The 14,925-nt window shown below is 73.4% G+C and carries 15 protein-coding genes and 2 riboswitches; of the genes, 6 read left to right on the top strand and 9 right to left on the bottom strand.

Annotated features, from left to right (window positions below):
• Positions 1-41 precede the first annotated feature (41 nt).
• The 3 genes from ACFWFR_RS10685 to ACFWFR_RS10675 form a co-directional block, all read right to left on the bottom strand.
• Positions 42-2,243, bottom strand: a complete 2,202-nt coding sequence (locus ACFWFR_RS10685; RefSeq protein ID WP_377622941.1) for a CocE/NonD family hydrolase — start codon at positions 2,241-2,243, stop codon at positions 42-44.
• A 108-nt stretch (positions 2,244-2,351) separates the two neighbouring features.
• Positions 2,352-3,845, bottom strand: coding sequence for a peptide MFS transporter (locus tag ACFWFR_RS10680; protein ID WP_377622940.1), 1,494 nt, complete (start codon positions 3,843-3,845; stop codon positions 2,352-2,354).
• Positions 3,846-3,970: 125 nt separating this feature from the next.
• A complete protein-coding gene (locus ACFWFR_RS10675; protein WP_377622939.1) occupies positions 3,971-4,591 on the bottom strand; it encodes a GNAT family N-acetyltransferase in 621 nt (206 codons plus the stop codon).
• Between the two features lie 131 nt (positions 4,592-4,722).
• On the opposite strand from ACFWFR_RS10675, the gene ACFWFR_RS10670 reads away from it, so the two are divergent.
• Positions 4,723-4,899, top strand: a complete 177-nt coding sequence (locus ACFWFR_RS10670; RefSeq protein ID WP_191805606.1) for a CsbD family protein — start codon at positions 4,723-4,725, stop codon at positions 4,897-4,899.
• A gap of 66 nt (positions 4,900-4,965) precedes the next feature.
• Here the strand turns inward: ACFWFR_RS10670 and ACFWFR_RS10665 are convergent, their stop codons facing one another.
• The 3 genes from ACFWFR_RS10665 to ACFWFR_RS10655 all read right to left on the bottom strand — a co-directional run bounded on the left by ACFWFR_RS10665 (position 4,966) and on the right by ACFWFR_RS10655 (position 8,267).
• Complete coding sequence (locus tag ACFWFR_RS10665; RefSeq protein ID WP_377622938.1) at positions 4,966-5,700, bottom strand: GNAT family N-acetyltransferase; 735 nt, start codon at positions 5,698-5,700, stop codon at positions 4,966-4,968.
• Between the two features lie 124 nt (positions 5,701-5,824).
• Positions 5,825-7,225: an aminotransferase class V-fold PLP-dependent enzyme gene (locus ACFWFR_RS10660; protein ID WP_377622937.1), complete on the bottom strand. Its 1,401-nt coding sequence runs from the start codon at positions 7,223-7,225 to the stop codon at positions 5,825-5,827.
• Positions 7,226-7,265: 40 nt separating this feature from the next.
• A riboswitch (SAM riboswitch) is annotated at positions 7,266-7,380 on the bottom strand.
• 80 nt (positions 7,381-7,460) lie between these two features.
• On the bottom strand, positions 7,461-8,267 hold the full coding sequence (locus ACFWFR_RS10655) for a phosphotransferase enzyme family protein (protein ID WP_377622936.1): 807 nt from the start codon (positions 8,265-8,267) through the stop codon (positions 7,461-7,463).
• A 232-nt stretch (positions 8,268-8,499) separates the two neighbouring features.
• Positions 8,500-8,592, top strand: a riboswitch (SAM riboswitch).
• A 6-nt stretch (positions 8,593-8,598) separates the two neighbouring features.
• Here ACFWFR_RS10655 and ACFWFR_RS10650 point away from each other — a divergent pair.
• The 5 genes from ACFWFR_RS10650 to ACFWFR_RS10630 all read left to right on the top strand — a co-directional run bounded on the left by ACFWFR_RS10650 (position 8,599) and on the right by ACFWFR_RS10630 (position 13,226).
• Entirely contained in the window at positions 8,599-9,063 is a 465-nt protein-coding gene (locus ACFWFR_RS10650; RefSeq protein ID WP_377622935.1) for a rhodanese-like domain-containing protein, read from the top strand.
• A 23-nt stretch (positions 9,064-9,086) separates the two neighbouring features.
• Positions 9,087-10,346, top strand: coding sequence for an O-succinylhomoserine sulfhydrylase (locus ACFWFR_RS10645; protein WP_377622943.1), 1,260 nt, complete (start codon positions 9,087-9,089; stop codon positions 10,344-10,346).
• Between the two features lie 123 nt (positions 10,347-10,469).
• Entirely contained in the window at positions 10,470-11,516 is a 1,047-nt protein-coding gene (locus tag ACFWFR_RS10640; RefSeq protein WP_377622933.1) for an LLM class flavin-dependent oxidoreductase, read from the top strand.
• Positions 11,517-11,583: 67 nt separating this feature from the next.
• Positions 11,584-12,420: an MBL fold metallo-hydrolase gene (locus ACFWFR_RS10635; RefSeq protein WP_377622942.1), complete on the top strand. Its 837-nt coding sequence runs from the start codon at positions 11,584-11,586 to the stop codon at positions 12,418-12,420.
• Between the two features lie 134 nt (positions 12,421-12,554).
• Positions 12,555-13,226 (top strand): DUF1345 domain-containing protein, encoded by a 672-nt coding sequence (locus ACFWFR_RS10630; RefSeq protein ID WP_377622931.1) that lies wholly within the window; start codon positions 12,555-12,557, stop codon positions 13,224-13,226.
• Positions 13,227-13,236: 10 nt separating this feature from the next.
• Here ACFWFR_RS10630 and ACFWFR_RS10625 read toward each other — a convergent pair whose 3' ends face one another.
• From ACFWFR_RS10625 to purS, 3 genes are all read right to left on the bottom strand, one after another.
• Positions 13,237-13,518: a hypothetical protein gene (locus ACFWFR_RS10625; RefSeq protein WP_377622929.1), complete on the bottom strand. Its 282-nt coding sequence runs from the start codon at positions 13,516-13,518 to the stop codon at positions 13,237-13,239.
• Positions 13,519-13,717: 199 nt separating this feature from the next.
• Entirely contained in the window at positions 13,718-14,446 is a 729-nt protein-coding gene (gene purQ / locus ACFWFR_RS10620) for a phosphoribosylformylglycinamidine synthase subunit PurQ (RefSeq protein WP_068708001.1), read from the bottom strand.
• Positions 14,446-14,718 (bottom strand): phosphoribosylformylglycinamidine synthase subunit PurS, encoded by a 273-nt coding sequence (gene purS / locus ACFWFR_RS10615; protein WP_056652540.1) that lies wholly within the window; start codon positions 14,716-14,718, stop codon positions 14,446-14,448. The genes purQ and purS overlap by 1 nt, the downstream gene beginning before the upstream one ends.
• Positions 14,719-14,925 lie beyond the last annotated feature (207 nt).

Below are 14,925 nucleotides of genomic sequence, written 5' to 3'. Positions count from 1 at the left end.
GGTCAGATCAGGGGCATCTACTCACTTCTCGGCAGGAGCGTTCACCCCGCGGTCCGCCGGATGCTGCGCCGCCACCGACGTTCGAACACCACGTCCTGGCCGTCGCGCGCCACGACCTCGTCGTCGGTGTGGAAGTACTCGGCGTCGCACGAGATCTCCGAGCGCGTCACGATGCTCGCGTCCCACGCGAGGTCGGCCGGCGTGGCCCCTGGCCGACGCAACCGCACGCTCCAGTCCGAGCGCGTGCGCGCGCTGAGCGGGTCGCGCCCGATCCAGTAGCGCTCGAGGGCGTCCTCGGTGAACTCGAGGCCGTCGGGGTAGATGCGCGTCCCGCCGTACCTCGGGTCGACCTCCAGGAGCCACTCGTCCGCCGCGACGTCGCGCACCACGCGCCGCTCGGGCCGCTGGTCCGCGGCCTCCGGGTAGACGACAACGAGCGGGGGCGCCTGCTCGGGCTCCTCGAAGGTGACGACGGGGTGCCCGCCCGGCGCTGCGTCGTCGTGCACCGGGAGCTCGAGCGAGCTGCCCGCGGGCGCGACCGCGAGCGCCGCCCCTCCCGGCTGCGGCCACACCCACGGCCAGTACGCCGAGGAGACCGCGAGCCGGAGCCGGTGCCCCGGCGCGACCGCGTACCCGGTCCCGCTGAGCTCGAACGTCACGTCGTGCGTCGCGCCGGGTTCCCACGGCACCACGCGGTCACGCCCCTCGCGCGCGGACAGGTTGAGCACGCCACGGGTCACGAGCGTCGAGGAGCCGTCAGGGCCCACGTCGCACAGCCGCGCCACGACCTGCCCCTTCTCGCCCGCGCACGTCAGGCGCAGACGGACCCGGGCACGGCCCAGGATCTCGAGCCGCTGCGTGAGCGGCGGCGAGTCGAAGCACACGGACCGCCCGTCCTCCTCGCGCTGGTCGGGGGGCAGGTCGGCGTCGTTCCCGAACGGGAAGAAGCGCCCCGCGTCGATCCCGGTGTGCTGGGGAGAGGCCACGAGGCACGACGGCGGCACGTCCGCCGGGGCGGTCGGCTCACCGCCCGCCGGGCTCGGGTGGACGGGAAGGTGGTTGACGAGCGGGGCGGTCGTGCGCAGCACGGTGGCGACCGCTGCGTCGTCGACGTCGTCGGTGCCGCCAGGCGCTCCCGCGAGCGGGAAGACCGTGGGCCGGACGTGCGGGGAGGGCCAGCGCTCCTCGCCGACCCAGCGCCCGGGCAGCTCGTCGTAGACCGTCGCGGGCGGCACGGACTCCGTGATCCAGGCGCGCAGCGCCGGCTCGTCGAGGGCGCCCGTGTCCTGGCCCTTGAGGAACTGGTCCCACCAGCGCAGCGTCTCCTGGAGGAACCCGATCGACGGTCCGGGAGGCAGGCCGCGGTCGGGGTACTGGTGCGACCACGGCCCGACGAGGCCCCGGACCGGGCCGCCCAGGGTTCGGCCTGCGTTCGAGGGTCCGCCGCTCGATCCCTGGTCCGCCGAGTCCTCGCCCGCGGCGACGAGCCGCAGGACCGTGTCACGGTAGGGGTCGTTCCACCCGCCGACCGCCAGGACCGCGGCCTTGATCGCCGAGTAGTCCTCGATGACGCTGCCGTGGCGCCAGTAGTCGTCGCGCGTCTGGTGGTCGAGCCAGGTGTGGACGAACGGCTCGGTGTGCTCGAGGCGGTCGAGCCACTGCTCCTTCCACCGGTCGCCCACGACGGCCGGGTCCGGGGGCCGGGAGCAGAACGCGAGCATGGTCGCCGCCCACGCGTGCATGTCGACCGCGAGGACCGACCCGCCCGTGTAGTGCACGTCGTTGTCGTAGCGGTCGTCGGTCGAGCAGACCGTGACGATCGCTGCGAGCGCCTCGGGGGCGAGGGCCGCGACCTGCAGGGCGTTGAACCCTCCCCACGAGATGCCGAACATCCCGACCTTGCCGCTGCACCACTCCTGCGCGGCGAGCCACTCGACGACCGCGACGCCGTCGGCGAGCTCGGTCGGGGAGTACTCGTCGTCCTGGTGCCCGTCCGAGTTCCCGCTGCCGCGGATGTCGACGCGCACCGACGCGTACCCGTGGCCCGCGTAGTACGGGTGGCGCTGCGCGTCGCGCGGGGCGGTCCAGTCGGACAGCCGGTAGGGCAGGTACTCCAGGATCGCGGGGACCGGCGTGAGGTCGACGGGTCGCCAGACCCTCGCCGCGAGGCGCGTGCCGTCGGCGAGGGGTATCCAGTGGTCCTCGACCGTGGTCTCGAACGGGAGCTCGGTCACGTACCGCATGGTCGTTCCTCCGGTGCTGGGTGGTGCGGGTGGTGCTGTCGGGCGGGTGGTGCTCGTTCAGCGGCGGTGGCGCGGGGCCACGTGGGTCGTGCGGGTCGCGCCCGCCGGTCAGTGGACGGGGTGCATGGTCCGCTTCATCCAGGGCGACAGGATCAGGACGACGACCCCGACGAGCACCGCGACGGCCCCGTTGAGCGTGAAGTAGAGGCCGTCGGGGATCTCGCCGTAGAACCGGACGGTCTGCGCCTGGATGCCGTTCGCGAGCGCGATCGACAGGAACCACACGGCCATGGACTGGCTCGAGAAGGCGGCGGGGGCGAGCTTGGTGGTCGCGGACAGGCCCGTCGTCTGGAGCAGCACGTCACCGAGCCCCAGCAGCAGGAGCGAGGCCAGGAGCCACCAGACGGCGATCTTCCAGTCTCCGCTCTGCCCGGTCACGGCGGGCACGAGGATCAGGTAGGACAGCCCCCCGAGGAGCGCACCGATCGCGATCTTCTTGGACGCGTGCGGCTGCCGGGGGCCGAGCCAGGTCCACAGGGCGGCGACCACGGGCGCGACGAGCACCTCGACGCCGCCGAGGAACGAGCTGAACCAGGCCGCCGGCGCCTCCCAGCCGAAGATCGTGCGCTCGACGTGCTGGTCGGCCAGCAGGATCAGGACGCTGTACGCCTGGAACAGCACGAAGTTGAACGCGACCGACGCGAACCACAGCACGAGGAAGGGCCGGAGCCGGCCGCGTTCGGCGCCCGTCACGCGGGGGCTGCGGAACATGACGGTGAAGTAGACGATCGGCGCGGCCATCGCGACCACGGTCAGCGCGTCGACCACGCCCGCGATGCTGAGCCGCCCCGCGAGCGCGAGCCCGACGGCGAGGATCACCACGCCGGCCGCGACGCCTCCCAGGATCCACAGGGTCCGGCGCATCACGGCCGGCGGCAGGGGCGCCTCGGGGCCGCGCCCGTGCCCGGGGACGTGCCTGCGCCCGGCGACGTACTGGACGATGCCCGCCGTCATACCGATCGCGGCAGCCGAGAACCCCCAGTGCCAGCCGACGTCGGCGCCGAGCCACCCCGTGACCAGGGGACCGAAGAACGCCCCGACGTTGATGCCCATGTAGTAGAGCGCGAACCCCGCGTCCCGGCGCTCGTCCGTGGTCGAGTAGAGCTTGCCCACGAGGGTCGAGACGTTGGGCTTGAGCAGCCCCGTGCCCAGGCTGATGAGGACCAGACCGAGCCATGTCGAGAGCTCGGCGGGGATCGCCATGGTGTAGTGCCCGCACGCGATGAGGATCCCGCCCCACAGGACGGCCCGGTACGAGCCCAGGACCCGGTCCGCGATCCACCCGCCGCCGACCGAGACGAGGTAGACCATGGTCCCGTAGCCCGCCGCGATCGAGGCCGCAGGACCGGCCTCCATCCCCAGCCCGTCGTCCGCGACGGTCGCCGTGAAGAACAGGACGAGGATGGCCTGCATCCCGAGGAACGAGAACCGCTCCCAGACCTCGAGGCCGAACAGGGTCGACAGACCTCGCGGGTGCCCGAAGAATGCTCTGTCGTCCGGGTCGACCGCGGGGTCTGCCGGTCGTGCGTCCTCGGTCGTCAACAGCCCTCCAGCGGTCGGTGCGCCCGCCGCAGGCTCGCGGAGGCATCCTTCCAACCTAGGGAGGATCGGGGCCCGGGGCCACAGGGACGCTCGGCCTGGTCGCCCGCAGCGCGGCTCGCCGCCCGTCAGACGACCCGGTCGAGGCCCTCCAGGCGGGCGAGCCGGTCGAGCAGGGCGTCCCGCACGTCCGGCCACTCGTCCGCCAGGATCGAGAAGTAGGCCGTGTCGCCGCGCGACCCGTCGGGAGCGACGCGGTGGCTGCGCAGCACCCCCTCGGGCACGGCCCCGAGGCGCTGGATCGCCGCGATCGAGCGGGCGTTGCGCGCGTCGGCCCGCAGCGCGACGCGCTCGACGTCGAGCACCTCGAACGCGTGCCGCAGCAGCAGGTACTTGCACGCCGGGTTGGTCACGCCGCCCCACCAGGGACGGTCGTAGAACGTCGAGCCGAGCTCGACCCTCCGCTGCGAGGGCGACCATTCGTAGAGCGAGGTGCTGCCGCGGACGGACGTGGCGCCGTCGGGCCCCTCGCCGGGAGCAGCCGGCCCGACGACGGCCCACGCCAGGCGCCCCGGCGCCGCCACCGCGTCCCGCACGTAGACGGACATGGCCGGCGTCCCGCGAGGCGTCGGCGAGGACATGCCCGCCCACAGGGCGTCGTCGACGAACGCCCCCAGCGCCTGCGCGTGCTGCTCGCCGAGCGGCTCGAGGCGCAGCCCGAACCCTTCCAGGACCGTGGCGTTCTCCATGCGGTCATCCTGCCGGACCGGACGTGAGGATCCTGTGAACCGCCCGTCCCCCGAGATGCGAGTCCTCTCCCGACCTGCCTACGGTCGATGCGAACCAACCACCATCCGACGATCACCACGGGAGGACCTCCATGGGACTGGGAGACAAGATCAAGCACGCGGCCGAAGAGGTCGAGGGCAAGGTCAAGGAGGGCGCCGGCAAGCTCACGGGCAACGAGAAGCTCGAGGCCGAGGGCCACGCCGACCAGGCGAAGGCCAACGTCAAGCAGGCCGGTGACGACGTCAAGGACGCCTTCAAGAAGGACTGACCCACCAGACGAAGAACGCCCCGGGACCCGTACGGGTCCCGGGGCGTCGCTGTGGACGGGGGAGGTTCAGAGGGCGACGGCGGGCGGCAGGGCAGTGACCGGTCCGACGGGCTGGCCGGGCACGTCGGCGGTGTGACCGGCGACCGGCGGGACGACCGACAGGAGCGGCGTGGTCACGGGCTCGCCGGCGGCGGACATCTCGACCGGACCGAGCACCGGGACGATGCGCGGGCTCGTGATCCGCGCGAGCAGGCCGAGCTCGACGCCCGCCCACTCGTGCGCGAGGATCGAGAAGCACACCGAGTCGGCGCGCGTGCCGTCGGGCGCCGTGCGATGACCTCGCATGACGCCCTCCTCGTACGCGCCGAGGCGACGCATCGCGGCGAGCGAGCGAGCGTTGCGCGCGTCCACCCGGAAGCCCACACGATGCACGTCCCACGACTCGAACGCATGTCGGAGCAGCAACCATTTCGAGACCGGGTTGACGAGGCTCCCCCACGTGGAACGGGCGTAGAAGGTCCGCCCGATCTCCACGCGCCTGTCGTCGAGCGACAGGTCACGGAAAGCGGTGCTCCCCACCACGAGGCCCGAGCCCGCGTCGACGACGGCGAAGGCCGTCAGCGCCCGGGTAGCCCGAGTGTCCTCGATGAAGTTCACCATCCCGACCTCCCCCGCAGGGAGGGTCGTACTCATACCCGCCCACATCGTCGGATCGACGATCTGAGCCAGCGCACCGGCGTGCGCGACAGCCAGGGGTTCGAGGCGGAACCCGTGGCCTTCCAGGACGACATCGTGCTGCACAGCGCATATCAGAACACACGCAGGCGTCGCCGCCAAGACCACGGAGCGGTCTGCTGTGGACGACGAGGTGACGCACGGGTGAACGTTGCGCTCGGAGGAGCGTCTCCGCAGGTCAGAGGCCCTCTCAGGCGGGGGCGGGACCGCACCCCACGGCGGCCGTGATGTTGCCGACGGCGGCGGTCGCGAAGAGGCCCGAGAGCCCTGCGACCTGGAGCAGCGGACGCGGGTCGTCGCTCACGACCCAGCAGCCGTCCACGACCTCGTACCGGGCCGTGGCCCCCTCGCCGACGTAGGCGCGCAGCGCGGAGAGCAGGCGCTCGATCTCCTCGCCCGTGGTGCCCACGCCGATCGAGGCGCGGACGGCCCCCGCCGGGAAGCCCAGGCGGGCCAGGAGCGGGTGCGCGCAGAACCGGCCGTCGCGCACGCCGATCCCGTGCTCGGCCGACAGGTAGGACGCGACGAGGCCCGCGTCGTGGCCGTCGACCGAGAACGTCACGACGCCCACGGGGTCCACGGCGTCGGTCCAGGCGCGGACGACGCGCACGCCGTCGATCTCCTCGAGACCCTCGACCAGGCGGGCGCGGAGCGCGGTCTCGTGCGCGACCAGCAGGCCGGGCTCGAGCGCCGCGAGCGCGTCGCACGCCGAGGCGAGCGCGACCGCGCCGATCACGTTGGGCGACCCGGCCTCGTGGCGCGCGGGGGCGCTCTGCCACGTGGTGCCGTCGAGCGTCACGTTGCGCACCGCGCCTCCCCCGGCGAGGTAGGGCGTGCCGACGTCGAGCCAGTCACGACGTCCCACGAGCGCGCCCGCACCGAACGGCGCGTAGGTCTTGTGGCCCGAGAACGCGACGTAGTCCACGTCGCTCGCCGCGAGCGAGACACCGCGGTGCGGCACGAGCTGGGCGCCGTCGAGCAGGACGCGCGCCCCGGCGTCGTGCGCCGCGGCGACGACCTCGGCGAGAGGGAGCGATTCGCCCGTGACGTTCGAGGCCCCCGTGATCGCGACGAGCGCGTACGGGAAGCGGGACAGCTCGGCGCGCAGCCCGGACAGGGTCTCGGCGACCGTCGCGCCGCCGACCAGGACCGTGGCGCCGCCCGTGCGCTGCCAGGGCAGGAGGTTCGCGTGGTGCTCGACGTCCAGGACGAGCACCCGGCCGGGCGTCCCGTCGGCCTGCGCCGGGACGCATCCCGCGAGCAGGTTGAGCGAGTCGGTGGTGTTGCGCGTGACGATCGTGACGTCGTCCTCGCGGGCGCCGACGAACGCGCCGATGGTCTGGCGCGCGGCCTCGTAGAGGGCGGTCGACACCTGGGACAGGTAGCCCGCGCCGCGGTGCACGCTCGCGTAGAGCGGCAGGACCTCGTTGACGCGGTCGGCCACGACCTGCAGCGCAGGGGCCGACGCCGCGACGTCGAGGTTCGCGTACGGGACGCTGCGCCCGTCGACGAGCGGGACCAGGGTGTCGCTGCCCACGACGGGCAGCACGGCACACGAGGTAGGGGCTTCGATGACTGCGTGTGCGCTCATGGCACGTCCTCCGGTGGTCGTCGGAGTTCGCCCTGCGGCCCCTCCGCGCTTGCCCCCCTCCTTGTAGAGAGGGGCCCGGTCGTCACCCGGGGCACCCCGCCGCGGAGGAGGGTTGCCGGCCAGCAAACCGGGGTTTTGCGCTGGCACTCATGACCTGGTGTCCAGGATGGGCGAGGCTCACGGAGCGTGTCAACCGGTGGGCACGGCGTCTCGGATGGTGGGCAGCGGGGGTCTGTCAGGCGGGCGGAGCGTCCTCTGCCAGGGCCGCGACGCGGCGCGCGTCGGCGCGGTACATGGCCGCATGGTCGAGGAAGTCGGACCGGCCCGTCTCCTCTGCGCGGCCGTCGGTGAAGTCCGCGATCTCCTCGAGACGCTCGACCATCACGCTCAGGACCTCACGACGCGAGAAGGGCAGCCCGTAGGCCGCGACCAGCGCGTCGAGGCGCGCGAGAGGATCCAGGCGCCCGACGACGTCGCTCCCGTCCTCGCCCGCGGCGTCCGCCACGAAGGGCGCGAGCCGGTATCCCAGGTAGGCCAGGTCCCGGACCCGCGGGCCGGGGCTCGCGGTGTCGAAGTCGATGAGGCCCACCAGCGTCCCGGCGCGGAAGACCAGGTTGTACGGGGCGACGTCGTTGTGGCACACGACCTCGACCGGCTCGTGCGCCGGGAGCTGCCAGGTCGGGGCGGCGGCGGGTACGGGGACGGCTGCAGCGCCGTCGACGACGGAGCCCCCGGCGGCCGTGCCGCCCGAGACCGCACCGCCGGGCACGGCCGTGGCCGCGAGGAACCCGATGCTCGCGTCGTGCACGCGTCGCAGGAGCGCGCCCGCGTCGCGGAGCACCGACTCGTCCCAGAGCCAGTCGGGCAGCGGATAGTTCGCGACGTCGCCCGGGAGGTAGGACAGGACCTCGCGCCCCTGGTCGTCGACGCCCAGCGGCTCGGGCACCTCGGTGACGCCGGTCGCCCGCAGGTACGCCAGGAGAGCCTGGACCGTGGGCGTCCACGGCCCGGCGCTCCGGCGGACCGTGTCGCCGCTCCGCACGACGGTCGTGGAGTTGCCCCCGGTCAGGACCTCCTCGGGCGGGCTCTGCTCACGACCGTCTGCCCCGAGAGAGAGGGCTTGCGTCGAGGTAGAGGCCCCGAGCCCTCTACCTCGACAGGAATCCTCGATCTCACGGCCGGACGGGAAGCTCTCCATGCACGGCAACCTATCCCCTGACCACCCTGCGAGACAGGCGTTCCATCCTGTGGGCACGGTGGCGTACGATCCGACGCAACCATCCAGAGCGGCTGAGTGACTTGGCACGATGACGCCGCAGCAACCCCCCGGCGACGGGCGAGGGTGCTACCGCCACGACCGATGGAGGATCACCATGAGTGCCCCCGACCGCGCGACCGCTGCACCGGTCCCCGACGCCCGGCCCGCCGACGGCTACGCCGGCGACATCACGCCCCTGCAGGCGTGGACCCTTCTCCAGTCGGACCCGGACGCCGTCCTCGTCGACGTCCGCACCGACGCCGAGTGGCGCTTCGTCGGCGTCCCTGACCTGTCCTCGGCGGGCCGCGAACCGGTCCTGACCCAGTGGGTCACGGTCGAGGGCCGCCCCAACCCGGCGTTCGTCGCCGACCTCACCGCGGCCGGTGTGACCCCCGAGCGCCCGGTCGTGTTCCTGTGCCGCTCCGGTGCGCGGTCGATCGGCGCGGCCAAGGCCGCGACCGCGGCGGGCCTCGGCCCGGCGTACAACGTCCTCGAGGGCTTCGAGGGAGCGCTCGACGGCGCCGGTCACCGTGGTGCCGACGGCTGGCGCGCAGCGGGCCTCCCCTGGAAGCAGTCGTGAGCGCCGGCACCGGGGACGGCGTCCTGCGCGTCCCCGCCGGGATCCCCGGAGGCTCGGGCCGCGGCCCGCTCCCGCGCTCGGTGCGACCCGACACCCTCGCGGTGCGCGGTGGCCACTCCCGCTCCGAGTTCGAGGAGACGAGCGAGGCCCTCTTCCTCACGCAGGGCTACGTCTACGGGAGCGCCGCCGAGGCCGAGGCCGCGTTCACGGGCGAGGTCGACCGCTTCATCTACTCGCGCTACGGCAACCCGACCGTGCACACGTTCGAGGAGCGGCTGCGCCTCATCGAGGGCGCCGAGGCCTGCTACGCCACGGCCTCGGGCATGTCCGCGGTCTTCACGTCGCTCGCGGCGCTGGTCGGATCCGGCTCGCGCATCGTCGCAGCCCGCGCACTGTTCGGCTCGTCGCTCGTGATATTCGACGAGATCTTCGCCAAGTGGGGCGTGCGCACCGACTACGTCGACGGTCACGTGCTCTCGCAGTGGGAGGAGGCGCTGTCGACCCCCGCGGACGTCGTCTTCTTCGAGACCCCGTCCAACCCCATGCAGGACGTGATCGACGTGCGCCGCGTGAGCGACCTCGCGCACGCGGCGGGCGCCGTCGTCGTGCTCGACAACGTGTTCGCGACCCCCGTGCTGCAGAAGCCGCTCGAGCTCGGCGCGGACGTCGTCGTGTACTCGGCGACCAAGCACATCGACGGCCAGGGGCGCGTGCTCGGCGGCGCGATCCTGGGCTCCGAGGAGTACGTCAAGGGACCCGTCCAGACGTTCATCCGCAACACCGGCCCCTCGCTCAGCGCGTTCAACGCGTGGGTCCTGGTCAAGGGGCTCGAGACCCTGTCGGTGCGCGTCAAGGCCCAGAACGCCGCGGCCTTCCAGGTCGCGACCGCGCTCGAGGAGCTGCCCGGTATCACGGCCGTGCGCTACCCGTTCCTCGCCTCGCACCCGCAGGTCGAGCTCGCCAAGGCCCAGCAGAGCGGCGGCGGGACGGTCGTGACGTTCAACCTCGACGTGCCCGGCGCCGACGACCCGGGCACGGACCCCGAGCTCCTCAAGAAGCGCACGTTCCAGTTCCTCGACGCGCTGCGGATCGTGGACATCTCCAACAACCTGGGCGACGCCAAGTCCCTCATCACGCACCCCGCGACCACGACGCACCGCAAGCTGGGGCCGGAGGGTCGTGCCGCCGTCGGGATCGCAGAGACGACCGTGCGCCTGTCGATCGGCCTCGAGGACCCCCTCGACCTGATCGAGGACGTCGAGCAGGCGCTCGCCGCGCGCTGAGCCGCCCGCCGCACCGCTGGGTGCGGAGCTCTAGCGCGACACGCCGGGCGACTCGCGCAAGAGCTCCGCACTCAGCGGACGGTCCAGGAATACCCCGGCCGTATCGCGGGGTTGCACCTGGCGATGACTACCTCGCCGCGCCTCTCCGTCCTCGACCTCGTCCCCGTCCGTTCGGGACAGTCCAGCTCCCAGGCCATCGCCGCCTCCCTGGACCTCGTGCGCCTCGCCGACCGCCTCGGCTTCACGCGCTACTGGTTCGCCGAGCACCACAACATGCCCGCGGTCGCCGCGTCCGCCCCGCCCGTCATGATCGCGGCCGCCGCCTCGGTGACCGAGCGGATCCGCGTCGGGTCGGGCGGCGTCATGCTCCCGAACCACGCGCCGCTCGTCGTCGCCGAGCAGTTCTCGGTCCTCGAGGCCCTGGCCCCGGGGCGCATCGACCTGGGGATCGGGCGCGCGCCCGGCAGCGACCCCGTGGTCACGGCCCTGCTCCGCAGCAGCGGCCCCACGTCGGACGTCGACCGCTTCCCCCAGCACGTCCAGGACATCCGCTCGCTCATGAGCGCCGAGGGCGCCACCGTCCGCCTCACGAGCGGCCAGGTCTACGACGTGCACGCGACCCCGGCCGCGGAGTCCGTGCCGACCGTCTGGCTGCTCGGGTCGAGCGACTACTCGGCACGCCTGGCCGCCGAGCTCGGGCTGCCCTACGTGTTCGCCAACCACTTCTCGGGCGCCGGCATGGACGAGATCCTCGCGCTGTACCGCGACGGCTACCGCCCCTCCCCCGAGCACCCCGCGCCGGAGACGTTCCTGACGGTCAACGTGTCGGTCGCCCCGACGCTCGCCGAGGCTCGCGCCCGCGCGCTGCCGCAGGCGCGCATGATGGCCCGCCTGCGCTCGGGCAAGCCGCTCGGCGCCCAGGAGACGGTCGAGGACGCCGCGTCCACGCCGCTCGACGGGCTCACGTCCCAGATGGCCGACGAGATGCTCGACCGCTGGATCGTCGACGAGCCCCAGGCCGCGGCTCGTCGCGTGCGCGAGCTCGCCACCCGGCACGGCGTCGACGAGGTCATGGTCGTGCCCGTCGCGGCGTCCCGCGCCGACGAGTCGCTCGACGCGACGCCCGGCCGCACGCAGACGCTCGAGCTGCTCGCGGACGCGCTCGCCTGACGCCCGTCCCGTGACCCCGCCACGCGCTGAGCCCGCCCGACCGCCCGCCGACGCGGCGCCGTCGGGCGTGCCTGTGCGCGTCACGGACCAGGCCTCGGTGCTGCTCGCCCAGAACCCCGGCCCCATGACGCTCGACGGGACCAGGTCCTACGTCCTGGCCGCGCCCGGGGCGCGCACGCGCGTGGTCGTCGACCCCGGGCCCGACGACGTCTCTCACCTCACGGCCCTGGCCGACGGGCCGCGCGTCGAGCTCGTCCTCGTCACGCACCGGCACGCGGACCACACCGCCGGGGCGGCGCGCTTCGCCGAGCTCACCGGGGCGCCCGTCCGGGCGGCCGACCCTGCGCACTGCCACCCCGCGCACCCCGCGACGGGTGGCGCGACCGGCGGCTCCGCGCATGCGGGAGCTGCCGCACCGCTGCGCGGGGGCGAGGTGCTCCGCGCCGCCGGGCTGCGGATCGAGGTCGTCGCGACCCCGGGCCACACGGCCGACTCGGTGAGCTTCCGCCTCCCGGACGACGGACCGCACGGCTCGGTGCTCACGGGCGACACGATCCTCGGGCGCGGCACCACGGTCATCTCCACGCCCGACGGGTCGCTGCGCGACTACCTCGCGAGCCTCGACGTGCTCGAGGCGTTCGGGACCGCGACGGTCCTGCCCGCGCACGGCCCGCACCTGGGTGACCTGTCCGCCGTCGTGCGCGCGTACCGGGAGCACCGCCTGGGCCGGCTCGCCGAGGTGCGCGCGGCCCTGGCCGGGGCCGCGATCGCCGGGGCCCCCGTGACCGACCAGCTCGTCGAGCAGGTCACGGCGACCGTCTACGGCGACGTCGCGCCCGGGGTGCTCCCCGCCGCCCGGCAGAGCGTCCGCGCCCAGCTCCGGTACCTCGCCGAAGGCCCGTAGACCTCCGGGCTCCGGAGCATGTCGGTGCCGCCCCTGACACGCGGCGGTGGCCTCGCGACCGGCAGGCCGAGCCGGAGCGGAGGGACGCGACGACCCGACGCGCCGGGCCTCGACGCCGGTGGTTGACTGACCGCGTGACTCCCTCGATCCCGGACCTCCCCACGCCCCCCGCCCGCCGCGACGCCCTGATGGCGGGTCCCGTGGTGCGGCTGGGCATCGGTGCGGTCGTGGGTGTCGGCGCGGGCCTCTGGTTCGGCACGCAGGGCTACCCGAGGTTCGCGGTCCTGGCCGGGTGGAGCGTCACCGCCCTGATCTTCACGGTGTGGACCTGGGTCGTGGTCGCCCCCATGGACGCACGGATGACCGCGCGACTCGCGACCCGCGAGGAACCGTCCCGTCGCGTGACCCACCTGTTCATCGTCACGGCCTCGCTCGCGAGCCTCGTGGGGGTCGCGCTCCTCCTGCTGGCCTCACCCGAGAAGAAGAGCGCCCAGGCCGTGAGCGCGGTGTTCGCCGTCGCCTGCATCACCGTCTCGTGGGCCGCGGTCCACACCCTGTTCGGGCTGGCCTACGCCCGCCAGTACTACACGGGCGAGGACGGCGGGATCGACTTCAACCAGGTCGAGCCGCCGCGCTACCTCGACTTCATGTACGTGGCGTTCACGGTCGGGATGAGCTTCGCGATCTCCGACACGAACGTCACGTCGGGGGACATCCGTCGGACGGCGCTGGGCCACTCGCTGCTGTCCTACCTGTTCGGGACGGTGATCATCGGCGCGGTGGTCAACCTCGTCGCAGGGCTCTGAGGCCCGCGCGTCACCGGGCCCGGCGCGTCAGGACGCTCGACACGATCGCCGCGACCGCGGCGACCGCCATGACCAGGAACAAAGCGATCGCGACGCGCAGCGGTGTGTACGCGATGCGCTCGGTCATCTCTTCCGCGGTGCCGAACCAGCCCCACTCGGTGACGACCGCCTCGGCGTGCGTGGCGATAGCCCCCACCCGTCCCGGAGCCGCGCCCAGCGCACCGGCGACCCACGCGAGGCAGTCGATCATGAAGGCGCCGAACGTGGAGGAACCGGACAAGAAGGTGGGCACGGGAACAGGGTAGCGGCTCGCGCGGCAGGGCGTCGGGTGATCTCCGCCGTGTCCGGCCCTCCTGGCGGACCGCCGTCGCGCGGCAGGGCCGCCGCGCCGCGACCTACCGCCCCGCGACCACGTCGGGACGTGCTGACATGCCGACGGCGGGCCGCACCTCCTGGGTGGGACCCGCCGTCGGGCAGTGCTGGTGCTGCGGTCAGGCCTGGACGAGCGTGCTCAGCACCGAGGTGAAGAAGCCCAGCCCGTCCGTGCCCGCGCGGGGCCCGGACTCGTTCGCGGGGCCGAACCCGGCCTCGACCGCGTGCTCGGGGTGCGGCATGAGCCCCACGACGTTGCCCGCCGCGTTCGAGATGCCCGCGATGTTGCGGCGCGAACCGTTCGGGTTCCAGCCCTCGTAGCGGAAGACCACGCGGCCCTCGGCCTCGAGCTCGTCGAGCGTGCGCTCGTCGGCCACGAACTGGCCGTCCTGGTTCTTGAGCGGCACCGTGATGCGCTGGCCCGCGGTGTAGTCGCGCGTCCAGGCCGTCTCGGCGTTCTCCACGACCATGGTCTGCTCGCGGCAGATGAACGCGAGGTGGTCGTTCTTGATCATCGAGCCGGGCAGCAGGTGCGCCTCGGTGAGGATCTGGAAGCCGTTGCAGATGCCCAGGACGGGCAGGCCGCCCTTGGCCGCGTCGACGAGCGAGTCCATGACGGGCGCGAAGCGGCTGATCGCCCCGGCGCGCAGGTAGTCCCCGTACGAGAAGCCGCCCGGGAGCACGACCGCGTCGACCCCGTGCAGGTCGGCGTCCGCGTGCCACAGGGACACGGGCTCGCCGCCGGCCAGGCGCACGGCACGGGCCGCGTCCCGGTCGTCGAGCGTGCCGGGGAACGTGATGACACCGATCCGGGCCGTGGCCAGGCCGGTCGCTGCGGGGGCGCTCATCAGGCGCTCTCCCCGCCCAGCTCGGCCGTCAGCTCGGCGACGAGGACGACGTCCTCGATGACCGGGTTCGACAGGACCTTCTCGCCGGCCTCGCGGGCTGCGGCGAGCACCTCGGGGGTGACGTCACCCTCGACCTCGAGCTCGAACCGCTTGCCCTGGCGCACGCTGGTGAACTGGGTGAAGCCCAGGCGCGGGAGCGCCCCGACGACGGCCTTGCCCTGCGGGTCCAGGATCTCGGGCTTGGGCATGACCTCGACGACTACGCGTCCCACAGGAGCTCCTCGGGAAGTTGGTCCGGCCGCTCGGCTCGGACAGGTCCGCACGAGGCTCGGGGCGCGCCGCGAGGGCGGCGACCGGGTCGCGCGGATCTCGGTGGGTGGGGATTCCGGGGCCAGTTTACCCGCGCCGCGCACGGGGCCGGGTCGCGTCTCAGGCGGCGGGCGGTGCGGTGCTTCCGAGGGGGGCCGAGCACGAGGTAC

Origin of the sequence: Oerskovia sp. NPDC060287, assembly GCF_042726775.1 — a bacterium.
Lineage (GTDB): Bacteria > Actinomycetota > Actinomycetes > Actinomycetales > Cellulomonadaceae > Oerskovia > Oerskovia merdavium.
This window is presented reverse-complemented; position numbering and strand designations above follow the sequence as displayed.